The sequence below is a fragment of the Klebsiella sp. WP3-W18-ESBL-02 genome (assembly GCF_014168815.1).
GTDB lineage: Bacteria > Pseudomonadota > Gammaproteobacteria > Enterobacterales > Enterobacteriaceae > Kluyvera > Kluyvera ascorbata_B.
Window position 1 is genome coordinate 3,164,580 of the sequence record NZ_AP021972.1, and the last position, 14,511, is coordinate 3,179,090.

Here is a 14,511-nt window from a genome sequence, read left to right on the forward strand (position 1 = left end):
CGCAGATGAAGGATTCCGATCGTTCCATTGATGTTGCAAAAAAGTTACATGTGCATTTTTCACAGCCCTACCGGGAAAAAGAAGGGCACTTTCACGCCAAAACCTGCACTTTTCGACAATTGCCAGGAAGTGTGTGCTGGCGCAACTTTTACGCCCGTGCTGCCATAGAGAAGCGCCGCTGAGCCGACCCTCGCCACATCACAAGATGAATATTCAGCGCTTGCGCCCGGGTCCGTTTTACCGCCGAATAACAGGTCATCTCATCGTTGGAGTCGCCCATGACAACCGGACAAAACCCGCACCATGCCCGCTAACGCCAGCGCCCGTCGCCACCTGCCCAACTACGCGCTGTACGGCGCGCAGCCCGGCCATGCCCCGGTGGACAGCGTGCACCATGAACGTATTCCATCGCGCGCCAGCCGCTTTGGCTTCGAAATTGAGCCGCACTTTCACGATGCGCTCATCCAAACGCTGTACATCACGCGCGGCGGCGGTGAGACGTCGATAGATGGCCAGCGCTGGCGGCTGGAAGCGCCGTGCCTGGTGGTTATTCCGGCCCGCTCGGTACACGGTTTTCACTTTGATGCCGACATTGACGGCCACGTAGTGACCACCGCGCAGTCGGCTATTGAATCGGTCGCGATGACCGCCGCGCCCGAACTGCTGGATTTTGTGCGTACACCAGCGGTGCTGACGGTCGATCCCTACAGTCGCCGCGGCGAACCCCTGGCGGCGCTTTTCGAAGGCATCGGCCGCGAGGCGGCGCATCCGGAACGCTGGCAGTACACCGCCGGGCTGGCGCTCACCCTTGCGCTGTTTGTACAAATTGCCCGCCTGAGCGAGAAGGCGCGGCTGACGGGTAACCCCGCGCGTGCGGCCCTGGTCGCACGAATTGAACGCTTCCGCCTGCTGCTCGATGCGCGTTGCCGTAGCCGTCAGCCGGTCGCCCGCTACGCCGAGGCCATGGGTATCTCCGCCGGGCAGCTCACCCGAATCTGCCGCGAGGCGTTCGGCATTTCAGCCATTGAAGCCATTGACCGCCGCGCCGTTCACGAAGCCCAGCGGCTGCTGATGTACTCCAGCCTCAGCGTTAAACAGATAGCCCGCGAGCTGGGCTTTCGCGACGAAGCCTACTTTGGCCGCTTCTTCCGCAAGCAAACCGGACTGCGGCCCACCGAATACCGCCTTCGGGAGCAGGGCCGCCTGTCACACTCCGCTTAGTCCGCCTTTGCGCGCATCTGCACAAACAGGTGCGCCGGGCCAGAGTTGGTCAAATTGTTACCGCGCACATACTCGATGGGGCGCGCAGGATCGAGACGAATCTCGCTGACCTTACGCGCCACCAGCTTCGTGGCAATCAGGGTTTCGAGCTTCGCCAGCGGCTGGCCAAGGCACTTGTGGGCACCGTTGCCGAAGCCAAGATGGCCTTGCGTATCGCGATCGATATTGAAGGTTTCGCCATCGGCAAACTTACGGCTATCGCGGTTCGCCGCCGACAGCAGCAGGCGTATCACCGCGCCTTTCGGGATCTCGACCCCCGCCACCGTCGTGGCTTCAGTGGTGATACGGCTTACCCGCTGTACGGTGCCACGGTAGCGCGCCACCTCCTCCACAAACAGTTCGGCGTCATCCATATTGTCGCGAATGCGCGCCACCAGCTGCGGCTGTTCGGCAAACATGCGAAAAACATTGGCCACCAGGATGGTGGTGGTGTCGTGCCCGGCGATGAAAACGAAGGCGCACAGCTCTTTGGCCTCTTTTTCCGACAGCTCCCCGGCTTTCCACATTCGCGCGATATGACCGCCAATGGACGGGCTATTGCTGAGATACAACCGCTCCATCGCCGCCTTTAGGTAGGCGAAGAAGGCCATTGCGCTTTGTTCATCGGTACCGGTTCCGGGGGCATTGCGCGCCAGACGCCCGAAGTAGCTGAAGGTTTCATCAGACCAGAACTTCATCTTTTCTTCGTCTTCGTTCGGCACATCGATCATCGCCGAAATGGTGGCGATACTCAGCGGAATGGCAAAATCCTCCACCACATCGCCGCCGCCACGGGCAAGCATTCCGTCGATTAGCGCCTCGGCACGACGTTCTATTTCAGGGATAAACGGCTCCAGGGCCAGTGGCATAAACGACGGCTGCGCCACTTTACGCAGCCGGGTATGCCCAGGGGCGTCAAACAGCGTGAGGAACGTCAGCGGCGGAGGGCTTACCACCTCAGAGGAAAACAGTTTCGGGTTGCGGATTGCCTGATAAACATCGTCATAGCGCGAGATAAACCAGACGTCAGAAGTCGCGGAGCGGCAGCGCAGCACTGGCGCGTGTTCGCGCATCCAGTTGTAGTGTGCATACGGGTCGCCCTGTGCGCCGTCGTCCACCACTTTAAAAGGCTCGAGCCCCGGCGGCCAGGCCAGCTCGTCTGAGTATGGCGGCAGCGGCGGCGCCGGCTCATGAAATGGACAGCGCGGCGCATCTGACGCTGGCAGAGGTGTAGCCACAGGCGGCAATACGGCGCAGGGCACGTTTTTCAACGCCAGCGACCGATTCATGGTGGTGCGTGAATGCTGGGCGTGCTGGGCCAGCACGTCGCGAGCGGCATTTAAATCACCGAATTCGAAGGCGGAAACTAAATCCCGATGCTGCTGCACAATGTCGCCAACAATCTCGACGCCTGCGGTTAACGCGCGGTCGATATAGTCCTGCACCGCCAGCTCGGCATACAGCGCGATAAGCTGCGCATTACGGGTCGCTTCAATCAAGAACCGGTGGAAGGCCTGGTTAGCCGCAGCGTAGCCCGCCACGTCCAGGAAGCGCCGCCCGGAGACAAATTCGGCCGTCGCATCGGCCAAACGGCGGAAGGTGGTGAGCTGCTCGCCGCTCAGCCGCCCCATGGTCAGCTGTACCGCACCGAGCTCCAGCGCCAGCCGCAGGTCAAAGGCATCGTCGACGTCCGCAGACGCGATCGGCGGCTCATCATCTGCCGCCACTGGCGCGGCGACTGCACCGGCGAACTTCTCGTAGTAGAAATGACGCGGCGTCAGCCCCTCGCGATCGAGATAGCTGCGTACCGCATCGACCATTGGCGGCGGGCCGCAGAGATACACATCGACATCGCCACCGTGAAGCTGCCGGGCATCAATATGCGCGGTGACGTAGCCCTTATGCGGATGGCTGCTTTGCGGATCGGCCACGGTACAGCGGTAGCTGAAGTTCGGCAGGCGCCGCGTGTACGCATCCAGTACATCAATCGCCACCCGATCTTCATCGCGGGTCACGCCAAAAATCAGGTGTATCGGCATTGACGCAGCGCCATCATCCGCCAGCTTTGCCAGCATCGACAGGAACGGGGCCAGCCCGGTTCCCCCTGCCAGAAAGAGCACCGGGCGCTCAAGCGGACGTAGGTAGAAACTGCCCATCGGCCCACGAAAGCTTATCGCATCCCCCACGCGGGCCCGTTCACGCAGCCATTCGGACATCAGACCCTGCGGGACATTGCGCACGACAAACGACGCTTCAGGGTCTGAGGGACCGGAGCTAAACGAATACGCGCGTGTCTGGTCGCTACCGGGCACCTGCACGTTGACGTATTGCCCGGGCAGGAAGCTCAGCGCATGACGATCGTCGAGCGCAACGGAGAACGTTAACGTGGTTGGCGACAGCATCCTGCTGGCAGTGATGCGCCCGTGATAGGTCGCTACGCCGGCAGCCTGCGAAGCCGCGGCAATCTCCACGACGCAATCGCTCTGCGGGCGCATCTGGCACGTCAGCACTCGCCCCGCGCGGGCTTCTTCGGCCGATAACGCGTCGTCAACGTAGTCGCCGTGCTGGTAGTCGCCGGATACACAGGTCGCTTTGCAGGTGCCACAGACGCCGTCACGGCAGTCGAGCGGAATGCTAATTCTATTGCGCAGCGCGGCGTCAGCGACGGACTCACCGGCGCGGCACGGCAGAGTTTGCGTTGCGCCATCCTCAAAACGCAGGGTAATTTGATGGGTCATCTCTTCTTATCCTCCAGGCAGTTGCGGTCGGAAAATCCGAAGCCTCATCAAATGCTGAATGCGGTTCTGGCGCAACGGACAGAGATGACATTAAACAGGACAAAAACCGCATCCCGTCGGGTTAGCGGTACCGATCACGTTTCTTAATCCGCTGTCAGCAGAGCCATAAACGTTTCCCCCGAAGAATGCCCCTTTGCTCCCCCGGCCGCGGCGACGGCAGATGAGGGTTAATACCCCGCGGCTGACGCCCATCATAATTAATAGCTATACAACACCCCGTTTTTTAGATAAAAATTCTCCCTACGGCGTCAAAAAACGATGGAGTGATAGATATAAAAGATTAAACCAGTCTAATATGTCGACTTTTAAAATAAATTAACAAAACGCATCAATCTGCCGATAATACCTTTTTAAATTAACGTATATCGTGTACAGGCTAAATACACTGAAGCATTTTTTGACAATCATCAAAAATATAAATCAGCTGCCTGCACATGGGTTTTACTCAATACGCAAACAATGTTATATCTTGCTGGAATTTATTGTTTCTGGCTTCATCGCGATCAATCTCTTCTGGCATATAACAAAATAAACAGTGATATTTGATAGGAAATCAGCATGAATAAAATAGCTAAATGGTTCGCCGTTTTCACATTCATTAGGGAAGGTGCGAATAAGCAGGTCATTTCTTCCCAAGCTGACTCGCTGATTAAAATTTCGCGGATCTGGGCCGATTTTTTTCCCGCAAACACATCGAATCAGCCTATTTAGGCTATTTTTTCCACCATTTCTGGCGTTATTTCCGGTTTTTACTGAGATCTCTCCCACTGACGTATCATTTGGTCCACCCGAAACAGGTTGGCCAGGGTGAATAACATCGCCAGTTGGTTATCGTTTTTCAGCAGCCCCTTGTATCTGGCTTTCACGAAGCCGAACTGCCGCTTGATGATGCGAAACGGGTGCTCCACCCTGGCACGGATGCTGGCTTTCATGTATTCGATGTTGATGGCCGTTTTGTTCTTGCGCGGATGCTGCTTCAAGGTTTTTACCTTGCCGGGACGCTCGGCGATCAGCCAGTCCACATCCACCTCGGCCAGCTCCTCGCGCTGTGGCGCTCCTTGGTAGCCGGCATCGGCTGAGACAAATTGCTCCTCTCCATGAAGCAGATTACCCAGCTGATTGAGGTCATGCTCGTTGGCCGCGGTGGTGACCAGGCTGTGGGTCAGGCCACTCTTGGCATCGACACCAATGTGGGCCTTCATGCCAAAGTGCCACTGATTGCCTTTCTTGGTCTGATGCATCTCCGGATCGCGTTGCTGCTCTTTGTTCTTGGTAGAGCTGGGTGCCTCAATGATGGTGGCATCCACCAAAGTGCCTTGGGTCATCATGACGCCTGCTTCGGCCAGCCAGCGATTGATGGTCTTGAACAATTGACGGGCCAGTTGATGCAGCTCGAGCAGGTGGCGGAAATTCATGATGGTGGTGCGATCCGGCAGGGCGCTATCCAGGGATAATCGGGCAAACAGGCGCATGGAGGCGATTTCGTACAGGGCATCTTCCATGGCACCGTCGCTCAGGTTGTACCAATGCTGCATGCAGTGAATACGCAGCATGGTCTCCAGCGGATAGGGCCGTCGGCCATTGCCCGCCTTGGGATAAAACGGCTCGATGACAGCGGTCATATTCTGCCATGGCAGAATCTGCTCCATGCGGGAGAGGAAAATCTCTTTTCGGGTCTGACGGCGCTTAGTGCTGAATTCACTATCGGCGAAGGTGAGTTGATGGCTCATGATGTCCCTCTGGGATGCGCTCCGGATGAATATGATGATCTCATATCAGGAACTTGTTCGCACCTTCCTTAGCATTCTGGCAGGCTGCGCGCGCACGGCGCCAATTGAACAAATTAACACCGTCGTATCGGCAGGCCACAGCGCCGAACAGGTAAAAAACGCCATCTTAAAGGCGGGCATCCAGCGTGATTGGATCATGACGGAAGCGGCACCTGGCGTGATTAAGGCCACTCAGAAAGCCCGCGACCACTCTGCAACGGCAAACATCAAATACTCCGCAACGGGCTATTCCATTGTTTACGATAGCAGCTTCAACCTGAAAGCTTCCGATGGAAAAATTCACAAGAATTACAATCGCTGGGTGAGAAACCTCGACAAAGATATCCAGGTCAATCTGGCCAGCGCTGCTCTGCAATAAATTATCGCCGCCTAATCCCGCCACCTGCGGGATTAGGTTCTTTTACCCTCTGTATACCCGTGATCATTGAAGACGCTTGATTTTTCAGCAACAGGAGATCATGCTGTCCCCATGAAAATCTTTATCACTGACCAACAAAAAGCTGAACTTGAGCGTCTTCATGACTCCAGTCGTGATAAGCGCGTTTGCGATCGCATTAAAGCCATTCTTCTGGCCTCCGAGGGCTGGAGTTCGGCCATGATCGCTCAGGCTTTACGCCTGCATCAGACTACTGTTGACCACCATATCAGCGAGTTTCTGAACAAAGGCAAGCTGAAGCCCGAAAATGGCGGCTCAGACAGCAAACTCAGCGCTGAACAAACGGCTTTTTTAATCAGCCACTTATCCGACAATTTATTTTACCATACCCGTGATATTGTCGCGTTTGTCGCGCGGACATGGAACATCGTTTTCAGCATTCCGGGAATGAATAAGTGGCTGCACCGGAACGGCTTCACCTATAAAAAACCGTCAGGCGTCCCGCATAAATTCAGTGAAGAGAAACAAAAGCAATTCATTGAATATTATGAGGAACTCAAAGCCACCGCAGGTGATGAACCGGTTCTTTTTATTGATGCTGTCCATCCGACTCAGGCCACCAAAATAGGTTATGGCTGGATACGTAAAGGCCAGAGAAAAGCGGTAAAAACAACAGGTAGTCGTACACGGCTGAATATCATGGGGGCGCTGAATCTGAAGGCCCCGGAACATCCGCTAATCTGCGAATATAAAACGGTTAATGAATACAACGTATCTCGTTTTTTCAATGAGATACGTAAAATTTATCCAGATTATCAGCAGAAAGTTCATGTTATTCTGGATGGTGCTGGTTATCACCGTTCACAGTTAGTGAAAGACTGGGCGGAGGTGGTAAATATAAAACTTCATTACCTCCCGCCGTACAGCCCGAACCTGAATCCGATAGAACGAATGTGGAAGTTAATGAACGAACATGCCCGGAATAACCGCTACTTCAGCAACAGCAGGGAGTTCAGGGATGCAATATCTGAATTTTTCAGCCATACGTTACCGGGGATAGCGGGTTTTCTGACGTCCCGAATTAACGATCATTTTCAGGTGCTCAAACCTGCATCTTGAGGTTTATTGGGTATATAGACCCTAAAACAATGTATGAACAGGACTCACTCAGCGCACTGGAAGCGATAACGGAAGCCCAGAAAATTGCGTTTGCTCCGATGCTATTTCAGACGGCGCTCAGCCTTCGCAATACCGGTATTCTCGCTTATTTAGATAAACAGGGTAAAAATGGCGCCACGTTGTCAGATATTGCGGCGCAATGTCCTCTCAATGAATATGCTATTAGTATTCTTCTGGATATGGGGCTGAGTGGGCGCATCGTTACCGCGCAAAACGATGCGTATTGTTTAACCAAAATCGGCCATTTCCTGCTGCATGACAAGATGACTAACGTCAATATGGATTTCACGCAGGATGTTTGCTATCAAGGGTTATTTTTTCTGGAACAGGCGCTAAAAGAAGGTAAGCCTTCGGGGTTGAAAGTTTTTGGCGATTGGCCGACAATTTATCCCGCGCTTTCTCAGCTGCCGGAATCGGCGCGCGCGAGCTGGTTTGCCTTCGATCATTATTACTCGGATGAAGCCTTCGCGGCGGCGCTTCCGCGCATTTTCGCCAGCAATCCAACGATATTGTATGATGTCGGTGGAAATACCGGTAAATGGGCGCTGCATTGTTGCCAATACAATGACAATATTACGGTAACGATATTAGATCTGCCGCCGCAAATTACGCTGGCGCGCGCGAATATTGCTAATGCGGGCCTCACGCATCGGGTTAATTTTCACCCGGTGGATATGTTAAGCGCTGCCCCGCTGCCCGGTGAGGCTGATATCTGGTGGATGAGCCAGTTTCTTGACTGCTTTTCGCCCGAACAGATTATTGCTCTGCTGGCTAACGTCGCCCGCGCAATGAAGCCCGGCGCGAAGCTGTGCATTATGGAACTGTTCTGGGACGCGCAGAAATTTGAAGCGGCGGCCTTTAGCCTGAATGCTACCTCGCTGTACTTTACCTGCATGGCGAACGGTAACAGCCGGTTTTATAGCGTAGAGAAGTTTTATCACTATCTGGACCGCGCAGGTTTCCAGGTAGATGAACGCCACGACAACCTGGGTATTGGTCATACCCTACTGATTTGTCATAAGAAATCATTCTAAGGCAACATAATTTAGCGTTGGGCATTCAAAAAATGCCGATGGACTCATTGATTTAGGCGCGAGTGGATGAAATTTGCATTAAACATAATTGACTGGCAGGCCAGCGCGCCGGGCATCAATGACGCAGAACAGTGGCGGCAATGGGCGCAGCAGCCGTATGCCATCGATCCTGCTGCGCCGCTCGCTAAACCCAGCGAACTGCCAATGATGACCGCGCGACGCCTCAGCTCCGGCAGCAAGCTGGCGGTCGACTGCGGCCTGTCTTTACTGCGCAAACAGGATATCGATGCCGCGCTGTTCACCAGCCGTCACGGCGAGCTGGAGCGCAACTTCCGCATTCTTCAGGCGCTGGCCACCGAGCAGCCGCTCTCGCCCACCGATTTCGCCCTTTCCGTACACAACTCGTCGGTCGGTAATTTGACCATCGCCGCCAAAAAGCCGCTGGTCTCGTCGTCGCTGTCGGCGGGAAGAGACACCTTCCAGCAGGGACTGTGTGAGGTCATAGGCCTGTTACAGGCCGGCTACCAGCGCATCTTAATGGTCGATTTCGATGGCTTTTTGCCGGCCTTTTATCATGACCGCCTGCCGCCGACGATGCCCACCTGGCCTTTTGCCGTCGGGCTGGTGCTGGAGGCGGGCGACGCATGGCAATGCGAAACGCTGCCCGCTGCGCCGCAGGATGAAAGCGCATTGCCGCAAAGCCTGCTGTTTTTACAGCATTATCTCCAGGATGCCGCCACGTTCACCGTTCCCGGCGAACGCGCGCAGTGGCGCTGGAGCCGATCATGAGCACGCTATTTTCACGCCTCAACCGCCTGTGGCGCGCGGCAATGACCGGCGTGTGTTTCGCGCTGTTCGGCCTTGGCGGGCTAATGCTGTCGCTTATCTGGTTCAACCTGCTGCTGATTGTCGTGCGCAACAAAGCGCGTCGCCGTCGCCTGGCGCGGCGCAGCATCTCCGCCAGTTTCCGTCTTTTCCTGACGGTGGTCAGAACCGTCGGCGTACTGGATTACCAAATCACCGGGGCCGACAGGCTGCGCCAGGAGCGCGGCTGTCTGGTGGTGGCGAACCATCCCAGTCTGATTGACTACGTGATGCTGGCCTCTATCATGCCCGAGACCGACTGTCTGGTAAAAAGCGCGCTGCTGCATAATCCGTTCGTCAGCGGCGTTATCCGTGCCGCCGATTATCTGATTAACGATCAGGCCGACGCGCTGCTGCCGGCCAGTCGACAGCGGCTGCAGCAGGGCGACACCATTCTGATTTTTCCGGAAGGCACGCGCAGCGTTCCCGGCGAGAAAATGACGCTTCAGCGCGGGGCGGCCAATATCGCGGTACGCTGCGGCAGCGACCTGCGCGTTGTGGTTATCCGCTGCACCGAGCACATGCTGGGCAAACAGAGCAAATGGTACGACGCGCCGCCGACCAAGCCCGTGTTCACCATCGCGGTCGGCGAACGGGTGCCGCTCAATCAGTTTTACAACGCGAATTCACAAGAACCGGCGCTGGCGGCACGGCAGCTAAACCGGCATCTTTTACTTAAATTACAAACAAATTCTACGAATGGCATAGGACTTAATGATGCAAGCGCTTCATCTTGAAATTAAAAATCTCATCATCAATACCTTAAATCTGGATGAGCTATCCGCAGACGATATTGATACCGACGCGGCGCTGTTTGGCGACGGTCTGGGACTGGACTCCATTGATGCCCTGGAACTGGGCCTGGCGGTCAAAAATCAGTACGGCGTGGTGCTTTCAGCGGAAAGCGAAGAGATGCGTCAGCACTTCTTCTCCGTTGCCACGCAGGCCTCTTTCATTCACGCGCAACGTGCCTGAGGATCGCTCGTCATGACAGAACAACAAGCCATTTACGACGAAGTCTCTGCCCTGCTGGTTAAGCTGTTTGAAGTGGACCCGCAGGATATTCAGCCGCAAGCGCGCCTGTACGAAGATCTCGAGCTGGACAGCATCGATGCGGTTGACATGATCGTTCACCTGCAAAAGAAAACCGGCAAGAAGATCAAACCGGAAGAGTTCAAAGCGGTACGTACCGTGCAGGACGTGGTTGACGCGGTAGAACGTCTGCTGAAAGAAGCCTGATTCACGATGCCGAGCCTTCGCTCGCTGCCCGTCGTCCCGCTGCTGACAGGTTTATTGCTGCTGGCCTGGCCTTTTGTTATTGGCTTTGGTCTGGCGCATAACGACCTGCACTGGCTGCTGCCGCTGATGGCGCTGCTGCTGTTTTTACGCTTGCGCCAGACCCGACAACAGGCGGGACCGCTACGCGTGGTCACGCAGGTTGTGGCGGCGGCGGGCATCGCCCTGTGCCTTGCCAGCTACCTGCTTAAGACCCACCAGATGCTGCTGTTCTATCCGGTAGTGGTGAATGCGGTCATGCTGGCGGTATTCGGCGGTTCTCTGTGGTCGGCGATGCCGATCGTCGAGCGTCTGGCGCGCCTGCAGGAACCCGCGCTTCCCGAGTCTGGCGTGCGCTACACCCGCAGAGTCACGCAAATCTGGTGCGCCTTTTTCATCATCAACGGCAGCGTGGCGCTGTTTACCGCCCTGCACGGCGATATGTCGCTGTGGACCGCATGGAACGGCATGATTGCCTACCTGTTAATGGGGCTGCTGATGAGCGCGGAATGGCTGGTGCGCCGGCGGATGATTAAACGAGATTCACAATGAAGCAGACCCTGACGCTGACGCAATGGCTCACGGCCTCGCGTCCTGCGCATACCCCTATTGCCTGGCAGGACCACCACACCTGGACGCTCGGCCACCTGCGGGCGGATGTCGCGCGGCTGATGGCCGACCTGCAGCGGCTGGAAGGTGAACGCTGGGCGCTGTGCTTTGAAAACAGCTATTTGTTTATCGTGGCGCTGCTGGCCACGCTGCACGCGGGAAAAACGCCGGTGATACCAGGGCATAACCGCGTGTCGCTGCTGGATGAACAACGTGCATTTTTCGACGGTGTCCTCAGCGACCGGCCGCTGGACTGGCATGGGCCACAGCAGGTCGTGCACTCGGCGATGACCGTGAGCCTCGACGCGCTTTCCCTTCCCGCGCTGCGCCACGACGCGCACGTAACCCTGTTCACCTCCGGTTCGACCGGGCAACCCAAACGCATCAATAAATCGATCGCCAGCCTCGATCGCGAGGCCATGCTGCTGGCTGCACGCTTTGCCGATCGCCTGGCCGACAGCCGGGTGGTGGCGTCCGTGGTGCCGCAGCATTTGTACGGCCTGACGTTTCGTATCTTCCTGCCGATGGCGCTGGGCCTGCCGCTGCACGCCGCGATGCTCTATTACGCCGAACAGCTGGCAGCGCTCGACCCGCAGTATCGCTACACCTTTATCAGCAGCCCGGCCTTTTTAAAGCGGCTTGATTCCCGGCTCGCCGCGCCTCCGCTGGCGGCGCTGGTTTCGGCGGGCGGCCTGCTGCCGTGGCAGGATGTTAGCCACGCCGCCGAATGGCTCAGAATCTGGCCGGATGAAATCTACGGCAGCACCGAGACCGGCGTTCTCGCCTGGCGTTCCCGCCAGCAGGATAACGTGAGCTGGCTGCCCTTCCCCGGCGTCCGATTTGTGCCTGAAAACGACGCGCTGCGCGTTTTTTCACCGCTGATCGCCGACGCTCACGGTCTGCTGCTCGACGACATTCTGCGCTTCGATGCCGACGGTCGATTCCATCTCGCGGGCCGTCGCGGCCGGGTCGTCAAAATAGAAGAAAAGCGCGTTTCGCTCAGCGAAGTTGAGCGCCGGCTGCTGTCGCTGGAAGGCATCCGTGAAGCGGCCGCACTGCCTATCAGTCGCGGCGGGCGCCAGAGCGTGGGCGTGCTGCTGGTGCTGGATGACGCCGTGCGTCAACGCTGGCAGGCGCGCGACGGCAAGGCCCTGGAACAGGCGTGGCGACACGCGCTGCGGCAGTGGCTGGAACCGGTCGCCGTGCCGCGCTACTGGCGGGTGATCGAGCAGATGCCCGTCAACAGTATGAATAAGCGTGTCTATGCGCAATTACAGGAATTATTTCATGAAACCCCGTGAAATTGAGCGCCGCCAGGCACAGCCGCATCGGCTCGACGTAGTGCTGTCTCTTGACCCCGATCTTTTCTGGTTCAAGGGGCATTTTGCCGTGCAGCCTCTGCTGCCCGGCGTCGCACAGCTGGACTGGGTGATGCACTATGCCACCACCTTACTGGCCCCCGGCTGGCGTTTTCACAGCATGCCGAACGTGAAGTTTCAGGCTCCGCTGCTGCCGATGACGCGCGTCACGCTAAGCATGGAGTGGCAGGAAACGCGCCAGACGCTCACGTTCAGCTACCAGCGCCACGACGGCGAAGCCCGCCATACGGCCAGCAGCGGGAAAATCCGCCTATGCCGCTGACATTCTCTCCCTGTGTGCTGATCCCCTGCTATAACCACGGCGCGATGATGCCGGGCGTGTTGGCGCGCCTGCGATCGTTTGCTCTGCCCTGTATCGTGGTCGACGATGGCAGCGATGCCGCCACGCGAGAGACGCTCACCCGACTGGCAGCGCAGACTGAAGGCCTGACGTTGATACGCCTGGACGAGAACGCCGGCAAAGGTGCCGCGGTGATCCGCGGGCTTGAAGCCGCCGCGGCCGCAGGCTATAGCCATGCCGTGCAGGTCGACGCCGATGGCCAGCACGCCATTGAAGATATTCCCAAACTGCTGGCGCTTGCCGAGGAGCACCCGACGGCGCTGATTTCCGGTCAGCCCATTTACGATGACTCCATTCCCCGTTCGCGCCTCTACGGCCGCTGGGTCACCCACGTATGGGTGTGGATTGAAACGCTTTCGCTGCAGCTCAAAGACAGCATGTGCGGCTTTCGCGTCTATCCGGTGGCCCCCACTCTCCAGCTCGCCGAGCGCGCAACGCTCGGCAAACGGATGGATTTCGATACCGAAGTAATGGTCCGTCTGTACTGGCAGGGCAACACCAGCTATTTCGTCCCCACCCGCGTCACCTATCCGCTGGATGGGCTGTCGCACTTTGATGCGCTCAAAGACAACCTGCGGATTTCCCGTATGCACACGCGGCTGTTCTTCGGCATGCTGCCGCGCATTCCGACGCTGCTGTTTCGCCGCGCGTCGCCGCACTGGGCGCGGCAGCAAGAAGTGAAAGGACTGTGGGGGATGCGTCTGATGCTGTGGGTATGGCGATGCCTCGGTCGGCGGGCATTTACCCTGCTGCTGTATCCGGTGGTTGGCGTTTATTGGCTGACGGCAACACAGGCGCGGCGCGCTTCGCAAAACTGGGTAGCCCGGGTGCGCTCCCGGCTCACCGCCCGCCAGATGCCGGTACCGGCCAACCTGACGAGCTATCAGCACTTTCTGCGCTTTGGCAACGCAATGCTCGATAAAATCGCCGGCTGGCGCGGCGAACTGCAGCTCGGCCGTGACGTGGTCTTTTCTCCGGGAGCAGAAGCGGCGCTTCACGCCGATGACACGCGCGGCAAGCTGCTGCTGGCCTCACATCTCGGCGATGTTGAAGTCTGCCGTGCGCTGGCGCAGCGCCAGGGCAGCAAAACCATCAACGCGCTGGTGTTCAGCGAAAACGCTCAGCGCTTCAAACAGATTATGCAAGAAATGGCGCCGCAGGCGGGCATCAACCTGATGCCGGTCACCGACATCGGCCCGGAGACGGCAATCTTACTCAAAGAGAAGCTGGATCGCGGCGAATGGATTGCCATCGTCGGCGATCGCATTGCGGTCAATCCGCAGCGCGGCGGCGAGTGGCGCGTTTGCTGGAGCCGCTTTATGGACCAGCCCGCCCCCTTCCCGCAGGGGCCGTTTATTCTCGCCTCGATTCTGCGCTGTCCGGTGGTTTTACTGTTCGCACTGCGCCAGGCAGAGAAGCTGCATATTCACTGCGAGCCGTTTGCCGATCCCCTGCTCCTTGCGCGCGCTACGCGTCAGGAGGCCTTACAGCAGGCAATTGACCGCTACGCACAGCGTCTTGAGCACTATGCCCTGCAGTCGCCGCTCGACTGGTTTAACTTTTTCGATTTCTGGCAGCTGCCGGATCCCCAAAACAAGGAGTAAAGG

The 14,511-nt window shown here is 57.4% G+C and carries 14 protein-coding genes and 1 pseudogene; 12 read left to right on the plus strand and 3 right to left on the minus strand.

Features of this window, described 5'->3' with window-relative positions; genetic code table 11:
* The first annotated feature begins 303 nt into the window (after nucleotides 1–303).
* Complete coding sequence (locus tag H7R56_RS15210; RefSeq protein WP_106926128.1) at nucleotides 304–1,221, plus strand: helix-turn-helix domain-containing protein; 918 nt, start codon at nucleotides 304–306, stop codon at nucleotides 1,219–1,221.
* Here H7R56_RS15210 and H7R56_RS27710 read toward each other — a convergent pair.
* The 3 genes and pseudogenes from H7R56_RS27710 to H7R56_RS15220 all read right to left on the minus strand — a co-directional run bounded on the left by H7R56_RS27710 (nucleotide 1,218) and on the right by H7R56_RS15220 (nucleotide 5,788).
* Complete coding sequence (locus H7R56_RS27710) at nucleotides 1,218–2,987, minus strand: cytochrome P450 (protein ID WP_223878929.1); 1,770 nt, start codon at nucleotides 2,985–2,987, stop codon at nucleotides 1,218–1,220. The two genes, H7R56_RS15210 and H7R56_RS27710, sit on opposite strands and share 4 nt — an antisense overlap.
* A 3-nt stretch (nucleotides 2,988–2,990) precedes the next feature.
* A pseudogene (benC, locus tag H7R56_RS27715) lies at nucleotides 2,991–3,998 on the minus strand (benzoate 1,2-dioxygenase electron transfer component BenC); the annotation flags it as partial.
* Nucleotides 3,999–4,807: 809 nt separating this feature from the next.
* The gene (locus tag H7R56_RS15220; RefSeq protein WP_174332463.1) at nucleotides 4,808–5,788 is read right to left on the minus strand and encodes an IS5-like element ISKpn26 family transposase; all 981 of its coding nucleotides are present in this window, start codon (nucleotides 5,786–5,788) and stop codon (nucleotides 4,808–4,810) included.
* 31 nt (nucleotides 5,789–5,819) lie between these two features.
* Between H7R56_RS15220 and H7R56_RS15225 the strand changes: the two genes are divergently transcribed.
* The 11 genes from H7R56_RS15225 (at nucleotide 5,820) to H7R56_RS15275 (ending at nucleotide 14,508) form a co-directional block, all read left to right on the plus strand.
* Nucleotides 5,820–6,206: a hypothetical protein gene (locus H7R56_RS15225; protein WP_182928296.1), complete on the plus strand. Its 387-nt coding sequence runs from the start codon at nucleotides 5,820–5,822 to the stop codon at nucleotides 6,204–6,206.
* A gap of 111 nt (nucleotides 6,207–6,317) precedes the next feature.
* On the plus strand, nucleotides 6,318–7,343 hold the full coding sequence (locus H7R56_RS15230) for an IS630 family transposase (RefSeq protein WP_040118421.1): 1,026 nt from the start codon (nucleotides 6,318–6,320) through the stop codon (nucleotides 7,341–7,343).
* 29 nt (nucleotides 7,344–7,372) lie between these two features.
* Nucleotides 7,373–8,437 (plus strand): class I SAM-dependent methyltransferase, encoded by a 1,065-nt coding sequence (locus tag H7R56_RS15235; protein ID WP_106928661.1) that lies wholly within the window; start codon nucleotides 7,373–7,375, stop codon nucleotides 8,435–8,437.
* Between the two features lie 66 nt (nucleotides 8,438–8,503).
* Complete coding sequence (locus H7R56_RS15240) at nucleotides 8,504–9,226, plus strand: beta-ketoacyl synthase chain length factor (protein WP_106928663.1); 723 nt, start codon at nucleotides 8,504–8,506, stop codon at nucleotides 9,224–9,226.
* The gene (locus tag H7R56_RS15245) at nucleotides 9,223–10,038 is read left to right on the plus strand and encodes a lysophospholipid acyltransferase family protein (protein ID WP_106928665.1); all 816 of its coding nucleotides are present in this window, start codon (nucleotides 9,223–9,225) and stop codon (nucleotides 10,036–10,038) included. Before H7R56_RS15240 ends, H7R56_RS15245 begins: the two co-directional genes overlap by 4 nt.
* Entirely contained in the window at nucleotides 10,019–10,276 is a 258-nt protein-coding gene (locus H7R56_RS15250) for a phosphopantetheine-binding protein (protein WP_182928697.1), read from the plus strand. The genes H7R56_RS15245 and H7R56_RS15250 overlap by 20 nt, the downstream gene beginning before the upstream one ends.
* Before the next feature lie 12 nt (nucleotides 10,277–10,288).
* The gene (locus H7R56_RS15255) at nucleotides 10,289–10,540 is read left to right on the plus strand and encodes an acyl carrier protein (protein ID WP_106928667.1); all 252 of its coding nucleotides are present in this window, start codon (nucleotides 10,289–10,291) and stop codon (nucleotides 10,538–10,540) included.
* A gap of 6 nt (nucleotides 10,541–10,546) precedes the next feature.
* On the plus strand, nucleotides 10,547–11,128 hold the full coding sequence (locus H7R56_RS15260; protein ID WP_106928669.1) for a COG4648 family protein: 582 nt from the start codon (nucleotides 10,547–10,549) through the stop codon (nucleotides 11,126–11,128).
* Nucleotides 11,125–12,486, plus strand: a complete 1,362-nt coding sequence (locus tag H7R56_RS15265; protein WP_106928671.1) for an AMP-binding protein — start codon at nucleotides 11,125–11,127, stop codon at nucleotides 12,484–12,486. The genes H7R56_RS15260 and H7R56_RS15265 overlap by 4 nt, the downstream gene beginning before the upstream one ends.
* The gene (locus tag H7R56_RS15270) at nucleotides 12,473–12,826 is read left to right on the plus strand and encodes an ApeI family dehydratase (protein ID WP_106928673.1); all 354 of its coding nucleotides are present in this window, start codon (nucleotides 12,473–12,475) and stop codon (nucleotides 12,824–12,826) included. Before H7R56_RS15265 ends, H7R56_RS15270 begins: the two co-directional genes overlap by 14 nt.
* Nucleotides 12,817–14,508 (plus strand): glycosyltransferase family 2 protein, encoded by a 1,692-nt coding sequence (locus H7R56_RS15275; RefSeq protein ID WP_106928675.1) that lies wholly within the window; start codon nucleotides 12,817–12,819, stop codon nucleotides 14,506–14,508. The genes H7R56_RS15270 and H7R56_RS15275 overlap by 10 nt, the downstream gene beginning before the upstream one ends.
* Nucleotides 14,509–14,511 lie beyond the last annotated feature (3 nt).

Bases quoted from the DNA above. Each gene is read 5' to 3' on its own strand.
- H7R56_RS15210 (WP_106926128.1), top strand. From the start codon at position 304: ATGCCCGCTAACGCCAGCGCCCGTCGCCACCTGCCCAACTACGCGCTG.
- H7R56_RS15220 (WP_174332463.1), bottom strand. From the start codon at position 5,788: ATGAGCCATCAACTCACCTTCGCCGATAGTGAATTCAGCACTAAGCGC.
- H7R56_RS15225 (WP_182928296.1), top strand. From the start codon at position 5,820: ATGATGATCTCATATCAGGAACTTGTTCGCACCTTCCTTAGCATTCTG.
- H7R56_RS15230 (WP_040118421.1), top strand. From the start codon at position 6,318: ATGAAAATCTTTATCACTGACCAACAAAAAGCTGAACTTGAGCGTCTT.
- H7R56_RS15235 (WP_106928661.1), top strand. From the start codon at position 7,373: ATGTATGAACAGGACTCACTCAGCGCACTGGAAGCGATAACGGAAGCC.
- H7R56_RS15240 (WP_106928663.1), top strand. From the start codon at position 8,504: ATGAAATTTGCATTAAACATAATTGACTGGCAGGCCAGCGCGCCGGGC.
- H7R56_RS15245 (WP_106928665.1), top strand. From the start codon at position 9,223: ATGAGCACGCTATTTTCACGCCTCAACCGCCTGTGGCGCGCGGCAATG.
- H7R56_RS15250 (WP_182928697.1), top strand. From the start codon at position 10,019: ATGCAAGCGCTTCATCTTGAAATTAAAAATCTCATCATCAATACCTTA.
- H7R56_RS15255 (WP_106928667.1), top strand. From the start codon at position 10,289: ATGACAGAACAACAAGCCATTTACGACGAAGTCTCTGCCCTGCTGGTT.
- H7R56_RS15260 (WP_106928669.1), top strand. From the start codon at position 10,547: ATGCCGAGCCTTCGCTCGCTGCCCGTCGTCCCGCTGCTGACAGGTTTA.
- H7R56_RS15265 (WP_106928671.1), top strand. From the start codon at position 11,125: ATGAAGCAGACCCTGACGCTGACGCAATGGCTCACGGCCTCGCGTCCT.
- H7R56_RS15270 (WP_106928673.1), top strand. From the start codon at position 12,473: ATGAAACCCCGTGAAATTGAGCGCCGCCAGGCACAGCCGCATCGGCTC.
- H7R56_RS15275 (WP_106928675.1), top strand. From the start codon at position 12,817: ATGCCGCTGACATTCTCTCCCTGTGTGCTGATCCCCTGCTATAACCAC.